Annotated in this window: 10 protein-coding genes; 7 read left to right on the forward strand and 3 right to left on the reverse strand. The window is 65.7% G+C overall.

From position 1 onward, the window contains the following. Positions 1 to 902: DEAD/DEAH box helicase (locus KBZ15_RS11265; protein ID WP_255015321.1), on the reverse strand; the 902-nt coding region annotated here is incomplete at its 3' end. Positions 903 to 1,008: 106 nt separating this feature from the next. On the opposite strand from KBZ15_RS11265, the gene KBZ15_RS11270 reads away from it, so the two are divergent. The 7 genes from KBZ15_RS11270 (at position 1,009) to KBZ15_RS11300 (ending at position 8,057) form a co-directional block, all read left to right on the forward strand. Continuing rightward, entirely contained in the window at positions 1,009 to 1,212 is a 204-nt protein-coding gene (locus KBZ15_RS11270; RefSeq protein WP_255015322.1) for a ribbon-helix-helix domain-containing protein, read from the forward strand. Between the two features lie 10 nt (positions 1,213 to 1,222). Next, positions 1,223 to 3,847, forward strand: coding sequence for a primase-helicase zinc-binding domain-containing protein (locus KBZ15_RS11275; RefSeq protein WP_255015323.1), 2,625 nt, complete (start codon positions 1,223 to 1,225; stop codon positions 3,845 to 3,847). A 287-nt stretch (positions 3,848 to 4,134) separates the two neighbouring features. Then, positions 4,135 to 4,827 carry a hypothetical protein gene (locus KBZ15_RS11280; RefSeq protein WP_255015324.1) on the forward strand — a complete coding sequence of 231 codons (693 nt, stop codon included), beginning with the start codon at positions 4,135 to 4,137 and terminating at the stop codon, positions 4,825 to 4,827. Between the two features lie 104 nt (positions 4,828 to 4,931). After that, positions 4,932 to 5,315 carry a hypothetical protein gene (locus KBZ15_RS11285; RefSeq protein ID WP_255015325.1) on the forward strand — a complete coding sequence of 128 codons (384 nt, stop codon included), beginning with the start codon at positions 4,932 to 4,934 and terminating at the stop codon, positions 5,313 to 5,315. Between the two features lie 4 nt (positions 5,316 to 5,319). Then, the gene (locus KBZ15_RS11290; RefSeq protein ID WP_255015326.1) at positions 5,320 to 5,856 is read left to right on the forward strand and encodes a hypothetical protein; all 537 of its coding nucleotides are present in this window, start codon (positions 5,320 to 5,322) and stop codon (positions 5,854 to 5,856) included. After that, a complete protein-coding gene (locus KBZ15_RS11295) occupies positions 5,856 to 7,505 on the forward strand; it encodes a terminase (RefSeq protein WP_255015327.1) in 1,650 nt (549 codons plus the stop codon). Before KBZ15_RS11290 ends, KBZ15_RS11295 begins: the two co-directional genes overlap by 1 nt. Before the next feature lie 21 nt (positions 7,506 to 7,526). Continuing rightward, positions 7,527 to 8,057 (forward strand): sigma-70 family RNA polymerase sigma factor, encoded by a 531-nt coding sequence (locus tag KBZ15_RS11300; RefSeq protein WP_255015328.1) that lies wholly within the window; start codon positions 7,527 to 7,529, stop codon positions 8,055 to 8,057. Positions 8,058 to 8,086: 29 nt separating this feature from the next. On the opposite strand, the gene KBZ15_RS11305 is transcribed toward KBZ15_RS11300, so the two are convergent. Next, positions 8,087 to 8,623, reverse strand: a complete 537-nt coding sequence (locus tag KBZ15_RS11305; protein ID WP_255015329.1) for a DUF6155 family protein — start codon at positions 8,621 to 8,623, stop codon at positions 8,087 to 8,089. Between the two features lie 21 nt (positions 8,624 to 8,644). After that, positions 8,645 to 10,111: hypothetical protein (locus tag KBZ15_RS11310; protein ID WP_255015330.1), on the reverse strand; the 1,467-nt coding region annotated here is incomplete at its 5' end.

Raw genomic sequence — 10,111 nt, forward strand, 5'->3', positions numbered from 1 at the left:
GAGGGGATGTCGGTGCCCTCGGAAATGATCATGCAACTGCTGAGCACCTCCACCTCGCCGGTGGCGAGCCCGGCGATCAGGCGTTTGCGCTCCTCGGTTGGGGTGCCGCCGCTCACCGACGCAGCCCGGATTCCCGCAGCGCGGAAGGCACCGGCCATCTGCTCGGCGTGCTCGATCGTGCAGCAAAAAACAATCGCGGTGCCAGGGTGCAGCCGGCGGCGGTAGTGGGAGACGGCATCGCCGATGGCGGCCCGGTCCCCAAAGGCGCGTGCCGCTTGCTCCAGATCGAACTCGCCCATATACCGGCGCCGCAGTTTGCTGTTGCGCGCCCCTGGCCAGGAGAACACCTTGGGCCGGGCCAGCCAGCCCTGTTCAACCAGCCAGGCCGCTGAGGGCCCCAGCACCAGGGCCTGGAAATAGCCGCCGGCCTCCACACCCAACCCCTTGCCATCGAGGCGCTCGGGGGTGGCGGTCTTGCCGATCAGATGGGCGCCTGGCCAGGCCTCGATGATCCGGCCCCAGACGTTGCCGGCCACCAGGTGGTGGGCCTCGTCCTGAATGATCAGATCTGGCGCCGGCAGCAGTTCGAGCCGCCGGGCCACGGTCTGCACCGAGCCCACCGCCACCTGCCGGCCCTGCAGCGTGTGGCCAGGAGCGATTACATCGGGCTCAAACCCCCAGGCCCGCACGGTGCCGGTGAGCTGCTCGATCAGCTCAGCCCTGTGGGCCAGCACCAGCACCCGCAGGCCCTTGCCGGCCGCGCCGCGGGCGATGGCGCCGATGGTCTGGCCCTTACCCGCACCGGTGGGCATGACGGCGCAGACCCGGCGGTGGACCCTTAGGGCGGTGCGGAGATCGGCCAGCAGTTGCTGCTGGTAGTCGCGCAGGACGATCGGAACCATTGAGATTGCAGGCGATCAGGATAGTGACTAGCCACTGTCCTTCCTTGGCTCAGCCTAGCGAGAGCTGGCCCAAGGCATTAGGCTGTAGTTCACGAGCGGAGCTCCCATGTCTGACTACGCCCTGCCGGTGAGTGTCTCGATCACCCAAGAGCAACTGGCCTGGCTTGATGCGCGGCGTCGGCACGGCTCCCTGAGTCGCTCAGCCGCCCTGCGCCAGGTGCTCGACGCGGTGATCCACCGTGAGTCCCTCGCTCCCGCGCCCGATCGCGGCTCTACGGGGAGCCAGGCGCTTGCCAGCCAGGGCTGGTGAGCGACATCCCATGGCCGATGCCATTGCTGCGGCTCGGGGCCGCTGGCCGGAGATCCTTGCGGCACTAGCAGGTCTGAGCGATGCGGAGCTGAGCGATCGCCATCAGCCCTGCCCGCTCTGTGGTGGGACGGATCGCTACCGCTTTGACGACAAAGACGGCAGCGGCTCCTGGTTCTGCAACCAGTGCGGGGGGAAGGACCAGCGCGGTGGCGCTGGCTCCGGCATCGACCTGCTGATGCGCCGGCAGGGCTGGAGCTTTGTGGAGGCCGCCCGGCAGGTGGAGGCCTTCCTTGGCCTGGTGCCCGATGGGCAGGACACCAGTTCCGGCAAGGCCTCAAGCCGCGGCGGCAGGCCCTGGCGCATGCCCGAGAAGCCTCCCGCCGATACCTCACCGCCGCCGTTGAACCGCGGCGCCACCAAACAATGGGCCTACCGCAACGGTGCCGGTGAGGTGCTGTTCTGGATCCAGCGGATCCGGCTGCGCAGCGGCGGCAAGGCCTTCCTGCATCGCGTCTGGCTGGATGGGGACTGGCATCGCCCCAGCCGCCGCGATGCCTTCTCCTGCGACTGGCCCACCCCCAGGCCGCTCTACGGACTTCCAGATCTGCTGCAACGCCCCGAATCACCGGTGCTGGTTGTGGAAGGAGAGGGCACGGCTGATGCGGCAGCCCGCCTGTTCCCAGACCATGTGGTGCTGAGCTGGGCCAACGGATCCAAGGCGATCGGCAAGGCGGACTGGACGCCGTTGGCAGGCCGCTCGGTAACGCTCTGGCCCGATGCCGATGCTGCCGGAGTGGCAGCCATGGAGAGCCTGGCCGCCCTACTGCATCCCCTCGGCTGCCAGCTGCAACTGGTGGTCCTGCCGGCGGACCTGCCCCAGGGCTGGGACCTGGCCGATGCCGACTGGACGCCCCCGCAGGCCGCGCGGCAGCTGGCGAAAGCAGCCCAGCTATGGACACCCTCAGATACGGGCGCTGATGGTGATGGCGCTGGTGCTCAGCAAGAGTCAGCGCCTCCTGCGGCCCCCAGGCCAGCAGCACCCTTCCTCTGCCTGGGCTACGACGCCGACGCGAATTTCTATCAACCCGCCAGCACCGGCCAGGTGATCCGGCTGCCCCGCGGCTGCCACACCGCCACCCACCTCGTCGCCCTGGCACCGCTGGAGTATTGGGAGACCCTTTACCCCAGCCGCACAGGTGTGAACTGGCCGGCAGCGGCCAGCGATCTGCACAAGACCTCCGCTGCGATGGGGATCTTTGCGGTGGAGCGCATTCGCGGCCGCGGGGCCTGGTGGGATGGGGGCCGCACCGTGCTGCACCTCGGCGATCGTCTGATCACCCCCGAGGGGGAGCACCCGATCACCAAGCCGTTCAGTTCGAGGTTCATCTACCAGCGCCTTGAACGTCAGGAGGGGCCCTGCGGCGTCAAGCCCCTGACTGTGGAGGAAGCGGCGGTGATCGTCAGCATTGCCAACCGCTTTCGCTGGGAAGTGCCCGCCTCCGGCACCCTGCTGCAGGGCTGGATGGTGCTGGCTCCGATCTGCGGAGCCCTGCGCTGGCGGCCCCACCTCTGGCTCACCGCCGGTGCCGGCTCGGGTAAGAGCCAGATCCTCGATCGTTTTGTGGTGCCACTGCTCGGCGACCTGCGCCTGTCGGTGTCGGGCGCCACGACAGAGGCCGGCTTGCGCCAGACCATCTGCTCGGACGCCGTGCCGGTCGTCTTCGATGAGGCGGAGAGCAACGAGAAGGGCGACCAGCAGCGGATGCAGGCGATCCTGTCGCTGGCGCGGGTGGCCAGCAGCGAGAGCAGCGCCGAGATGCTCAAGGGTTCCCCCAGCGGCGATGTCAGCCGCTACCGGGTGCGCTCAATGTTCCTGATGTCCTCGATCGCCACCGCTCTCAAGCAGGGCGCCGACAAGAGCCGCTTCGCGCAGCTCACCCTGCGCAGTCCCACCGAGATGGGCCAGGAGGAACGCGAGGCCCACTGGCAGAGCCTTGATCGGGATCTCGAGCGCTACATCACCCCGCAGCTGGCGCGGCGATTGATCGCCCGAACGGTGTCGCTGATCCCGGTCATCCGTCAGTCGGTCGTGGTCTTCACCGCGGCTGCCGCCCGCCATTTCGACTCCCAGCGCCTCGGCGATCAGTACGGCACCTTGATGGCGGGCGCCTGGTCGCTGCTCAGCGATGCGCCGCCCAGCCAAAAGGAGGCGGAGGAGTGCATTGACTGCCACAACTGGGAGAGCTACAGCCAGAGCACCGAAGTCCCGGACGAGGCCCGCTGCATCCAGACGATCCTGCAGCGCCAGGTGCGGGTGGAGACCGACGACAAGCCCGTCACCCGCACGATCGGTGAACTGGTAGAGCTGGCGGCCTGCCACAGCACCTGCCTCCACGTCAGCGCGGGCTTGGCCACCCAGACCCTGGGGCGCCATGGACTGCGGCTGGATCAGGACCGCCTGCTGGTGAGTAACACCGCCAAGGCGATTGAGCACTTCCTCGTCGATACCGCCTGGCAGAACAGCTGGCCTGTGGTGCTGCTGCGCTTGGGCGGTGCGCAACGGGCAGGACCGGTGCGCTTCTGTGGCGCCGGCATGGTCAGCCGTGCAGTCGCCATTCCCCTGAGCGTGCTGTAACCAGCTGCCGTTACAAAACGGCCAGACATAACAGCAGCGGTAACACCCAGATCCAATGCACCGCAAGAGATCTGGGCCTCCGTAACGATGTAACGCTTCAGGGAGCACATAGAGCCCCCTATGAATTCAAAGACGAATTGACATCTTCTAAACCAGACGCTGCTGCTTGCTAATGCCTCTATATCTAAAAAAGGGTTACATCGTTACAGGCACCCCCAGAAGCCACTACAGGCAGGCGATCTCGGCTGTTACGCCCACCGTCACACCGCGTCACAACTGAAACGGCCATGACCACCACCACCTCCACCTGGCTTGCCCCCATCCCCGGCCTCTGGCGGGACGAGGCAGCGCACCGCTACTGGCTAGGCGAGCACCTGTTCCCGGTGTCGATCACCGGGGTGCTGGCCCATGGGCTGAGCGACTACGCCAAGCGCTCGATCGAGGCCAAGCGGTCGATCTGGGAGCCGCGCGGCACCACCGTGCACGCGGCCCTTGAGCACTACAGCCAGGCCCGCTTCCTGGCGGGCAAGAGCGCCAGAGAAGCTCTGCTGGACGCCGAGACCGTGTGCGGGCACCACCAGTACCGGGACTGGATCCTGCCGCTGCTGCAGCTGCCGCTTTGGGATGAAGTGGAAGTTATCGCCAGCGAACGGCTCAGCTGCTGCCTAACCCGCAACGTGGCCGGGGCCTTTGATGGCGCTTACGTCTCCCCGGCCCTGAGTGAGCGGCGCGGCCGTGAGGTGCGGGTGCTCTACGACCTCAAGACCCTCTCAGCCCACGGCCGGCCCTACTCCACCGCTGCCCAGCTCGGCGGCTACATGGTGCTGGAGGCGGCTCAGGGGAACCACTACGAGCTGGGCCAGACGATCTGGAGCAAGCCCGGTGAGGCGTTCTGCAGCACCTTCTACAGCCGTGAGCAGTGCCTGGCGGCCTGGGCCGCGGCCTGGAGCAGCTACTGCCTGGCTCGGAGACCCTTCTGAGCGCCAGGACAGCCGCGAGCTGAATCGATGAGTTGGCTAGCAGATGCTGGCCGCTAGACTCAGCGGGCTCGGAATCATCCGGGCAACTGTTCTGATGTTCCTCGATGGCGGACCTCCTGCTTGCTGCTGCTCCCCCAGCCCCAGTCGCCGATGCGGTAACTGAGGCTGATCTCGATGCCCTGCTGGATGCCGTCACCGCGATCAAGGCCCGGCAGAAGCAGCTGGAGCAGCAATTGGAGCCCCTGCTGGAGGCCCTCAACGCGGCGATGGCCTCCGGCCAGCTGGATCCAGCCTTCTCCCACAACGACTGGGCCTTTGCCCACAGCACCGGGCGCCTGAGCTACGAGTTCCCACCGGTGGTGCAGCAGATCGAGCAGCAGCTCAAGGCCGCCAAGGAAGCGGCGATCCAGCAGGGCAGCGCCACGGAGAAGCGCGGCAAGCCCTTCTGGACCATCCGCCCCCCGAAAACCCAGCCCCTGCCGTTCTGAGCTGATGCCGCCGCGCGCCCACAACTGCAGCGCTGCTGATCCGGTGGAGGAGCTGCGCTCCGCACCGGCTGAGCAAGACCCCGATGGCGAGGCGGTGTGGGAGCCGGTCGCGGTGGACCCAAGCCGTCCAATCAGCCAGACCAACCCGCCGCGGCGATCACCCCATCACGCCCAGACCCCCAGGGCCACTGCCGGGGAGGTGGAACGGCGCATCGCGGAAGCGCAACTCTGGATCGCGCAGCGGCTTCCTTTGCTGGAAATCAGGGCGAAAGCTGGCCAGAGCTGGGGGGTGAGCAACGTCAAGACCGTCAATCGCTACCTCGATCTGGCTCGCGCCCGGATGGTGGAAGAACTCATCTCCGACCGGCGCCGTCACCAGGCCGAGCAGATTTTTGCGCTGAACGATTGCGCACGCCGCGCCATGGCAGCGGATCAGTTTTCAGCGGCAGTCGGCGCCTTCCGGGTGATCGCAGAGATCGGCGGGCTGCTGCGCGCGCCGATCAAACCCGCGGATCCCCATGGGGGCGGGGCAAGGAGCTGATGCCCGGCCTGCTGCTTGATCCCGCCACCGACCTCTGGGCCGACTGGGGTTTGCTGGATGTCCCCGATCCCTACCGGCAGCAGAACAGCCCCCAGGGCCAGCGGGCCTTCCGTGACTTCATCGTGGCCGCCTATCCCGGCTACGCCTTCCACATCTGGGCCGAGCGACTGATCGCCCTGCTGCAGCGCGTGGCCGATGGCGATCTCAACCGCCTGATCGTCTGCTGCCCACCGCGGCTTGGAAAAAGCCTCTTGGTTTCCAAGCTGTTCCCCGCCTACTGGGTGAGTCGCTATCCCACGCGTTTCTGCGCGATTGCCTCCTACTCAGCCGAGCTGGCCTATGCCCACAGCCGTGAGGCGCGGCACTACTACCGGGCCTGCGGCCATGCCCTTTCGAAAGACTCCACCGCCGTGGGCAACTGGCTCACCCCCGAACGGGGCGGCTGCATCGCCGCCGGTGTGCGCGGCCCGTTCACGGGCAAGGGCTACGCACTTGGCATCATCGATGACCCCTACAAGGGTCCGGAAGATGCCAACTCCGCAGGTCAACGCCAGAAGCTGGTCGAGTGGTTTCAGTCCGTCTGGCTCACCCGCGCCGAACCGGCCCCAGAGGGGCCCCCAGGGGGGCCTTTGCAGCGGGGCCCTGCAGGTGCGGCCCAGGTGGTGGTGCTCACTCGCTGGCACCAGGACGACCTGATCGGCTGGCTGCTGGAGCAGGAGGCCGGCGATGCGCCCCAGCACTGGCAGGTGCTCAACCTGCCAGCGATCGCTGAACCGCCTGAGCAGCAGATCAAGTTCCCGCCCACCTGCACCCTCGAGCCCGACTGGCGCAAGCCCGGCGAGACCCTCTGCCCGGAGCGTTTCCCGCCTGCAGAACTCGATCAGATCCGTATCCGCGCCGGCAGCTACTGGTGGAACGCGCTCTATCAGCAGCGCCCCTCACCGGCGGAGGGTCTGCTGTTCCAACGCTCCTGGATCCGCACCGCCGCGGGCGCGCCTGCACCAGGCGGCCGGGGGGGGCAAAGGCGGTATTCGGCAGTGGTGCTGAGCTGCGACCTGAGCTTCAAGGGCGGGCAGGAGAACGATTACTGCGGCTTCTGCCTGTTGGGCCTGCTGCCGGACCCGGAAGCGCGCCACCCGTCCGCCCAGGCCCTGGCACGGGGTGAGCAGCTCCACCCAAGTGCCGCCCGGGTGCGGCCCCAAGCCGATCAACAAGGGGACTGTACCCACCGGATCGAGGTGATCTGGAGCAAGCACCACCGCCTCGACTTGCCGGGGGTGGTCAAATTCCTCGGACAGACCCTGGGATCGCTGGGCCAGGGGCTGAGCCCTGATGCGGTGCTGATCGAGGACGCCGCCAATGGCCCAGCCGTCTGCCAGCTGCTGAGGCGCCAGGTCCCTGGCTTGATCGCCGTCAGGCCCAATGGCAGCAAGGTGAGCCGCGCCCATGCTGTGGCTCCCTTGCTGGAGGCCGGCCAGCTGGCTTTTCGCCGCGGCGACGACGCCCTGATCAGCGAGTTGCTGGGTTTTCCCAATGCCGCTCACGACGACCTGGTGGATGCCTTCTGCCAGGGCGTGATCTGGCTGCAGACCCAGCACTGGCGCAGCCAGGGCAACACCACGCCCAGACCGCTGCTGTTCTCCCGCTGAGGGGCATACCCCCTGTTTCTGATGAGCTCCACACCACAAGCCCACCGCCCCAGGCCCCAGCAGGCCACTGCCCAACTGACGAGATCTGGGCGTGCTCGCGGCCCGCTGCGCTCGCCCCATGCCGCAGCTGATGCCCTGGTGGTGGATCACCTGCCCTTCGCCGCCAAGGTTGCCGCCAACTACGCCCGCCGCACCGGTCACCCCAGGGAAGACCTCGAGCAGCTGGCGGCGATCGGGCTGATCAAGGCCTCACGCCGCTACGACACCCAGCGTCCCGGCCGCAGCCCCAATCACTTCATCGCCTACGCCAGACCCTTCGTGAACGGTGAGATCACCCACTACCTGCGCGACAAGGGGTTCCTGATCTCGGTGCCGGGCCGCTGGCGGGAGCTGCATGCGCGGGGGCAAAAGCTCTTGAGAGAAGGGACAGCAGCTCAAGGGATTCCGCAACGGCTCGGTATCACGGACGATCGCTGGGCTGAGATCTGCCAGGCCTGCGCCGTGCGGGTGGTGGCGATGCCGAATAGCCAAACGGATGGATTATTGGAGTGATGGCAACCGCTCGGGGTTGCTCGCGGCCGTCAATCCTCTTCGGGGAAGGCAGCGTCATAGATCTCCGCGAGTTCGTCGTGATAGCCCCACCCAATTCCTGACGATGAGAGCACGATCTCAGACAGTCGCTCCCTGAAAGGCTCTTGCAATTCCTTAGGCAGGCTGCAGATTGTTTTGACAGCGTGGCGGCCCATGGCGAGCAAGGCGTTGTAGAAACCCGCATCGATGTCGCCGTACTCCAGTGTGAAAGCGTTGCCCTGCTCCACGAAGAACAGCATCAGGTCGGCGTGGAGTACAGGGTCAGCGACCGCCTTGCAGAAATCGGCAACGACCTTTTTGGCTTTGGCGACCTGCAGAGGGCGATCGCGTAGCACATCCGGATACAAGCATTCGGCGATGATCTTCTTGCAGTCCTCCATCGCGGCCTCTGCGTTCGCGAAGCGAGCATGGAGAAAGTTCTGGTTCTGCTTGGAGAGACGATAGAGCTCGGCAACAAGGCTGAGCAGGTCGTCGCGGCTCAGTTTGCTAACCGTTGATTTAACGGCTGACCATGTCTGCTTGGTCATACTGATTCTCTGTAAGGGGCGTCATGACTTGGCTTGTCTCCAGCCACCGGCAGATCGTTTGCCGACTGCGATCCGACCCAAAACCTGGCCGGGTTTGAGCGCGTAGACAAAGCCGACATGTTGCACCCACAGCCCAAGCAGCGTCTTGACCTCGGCTGTGACCGCAAGGTGCTGTTTATCGGGCGACAGGCGTGCTGCTTCGATGCGATAGCGCCCGCGCAAGATCGCTGCCGCTCGCTCAGCAATTCGGGGCCAAGCGTCGCCGGCATCAGTTGGATGAGCTGTGTGATCAAGCAATTCGACAAGGGCCTGGAGACGGGCAGGAGGCTTAGCAGTCATGAAGCGTTTATAAATTCTGAGGCCGGTCAAGCTGCAACGAGCAAGGTCACCGGGATGGAATGTGTCGCCGCTCCAGGCACATGGGCGTGTTTCGTTCGGCATGCACGCAGCACCTGCGGCGGAATGAATGGCTTCGGAATCGAGCAGGCGGCAGCTGGAGACGCTGCTTGTGACCAGGTACTTGCGCAACGCCTTGCGCCCTGAGACTTTGCACTGCTCGAGCTCAGATGGGAGAACCCTCATCCCGGAAACCGAGCAGTGCTCCAACAGGCCTGGGACCACGAGTTTGTTCGATATCTCACAGCGCTCGCCTTCAGCGGGCGCCAGGAGCTGATTAGTTTCGGCACAGGTGACGAGCTCGGACAAATGAGCGGTTTTGCCGCTCACGGCGGAGCGAGCCTGTTGGTCGTTGCGGTAGGGCTTTTGAGAGATCTCACTGACCGCGACCTCTTCAGGAAGTAGGGCTCCGCTGGTGAATGCGCAGGTCGTGCAATTTTCTGGTTCAGCGAGACGCCCACTCACCGCGGACGAAGTCAACAGAGAGCGCTCAATCTTGAGACCGGTCACAGTTGAGACGGCAACCTCGTCTTCCAGCACGCGTTTGCCTGATTTGGCACAGATCACAGTGCGCGATGGCAACGCGAGGCGACCGGAGATCGCGGATTCTGCGAGCACATGCTGAAGGGCGGCTGAACCGCTGACCTCACATTGACCGAGGCATTCGGCAGGCACGGAGCGTCCAGTTTCGGCACACTTGCCTAGCTCAGGCGTCTCAATCAATCCGCCGGCGGCGGCTGCGACGGTCAAGTTGCTCTCATAGGTTGCTGTCCCGTCCATCACATAGGAGACCTGCAGGGCTAGCTCACGATGGAGCATGCCAGTAAGGCCGACGACAGTCCCCGTAAGGCGCGGCGTGAAATCGTCCTCAAGTTTCTTCGCTCTGCGGGCATCTCCGGCTGCGGCGCCAACCTCCTCGCTCCGGCGCTCGAGGTAGAAGCGGCGGAACTCGGCGATCCCTGGATCGAGCAGCAAGGAATCCTTCAGGCGGCTCTCGTCGAGGCCGACCTCGGAGGGACGTTCGATCACGTCGCTAATAGGTACGTGAGCTTTCGAGCGTTGCTTGAGCCGGTGCTCGGCGGAACTACATGG

Origin of the sequence: Cyanobium sp. BA20m-p-22 (genome assembly GCF_024346275.1) — a bacterium.
In the GTDB taxonomy this organism is placed as follows: Bacteria; Cyanobacteriota; Cyanobacteriia; order PCC-6307; family Cyanobiaceae; genus Cyanobium_A.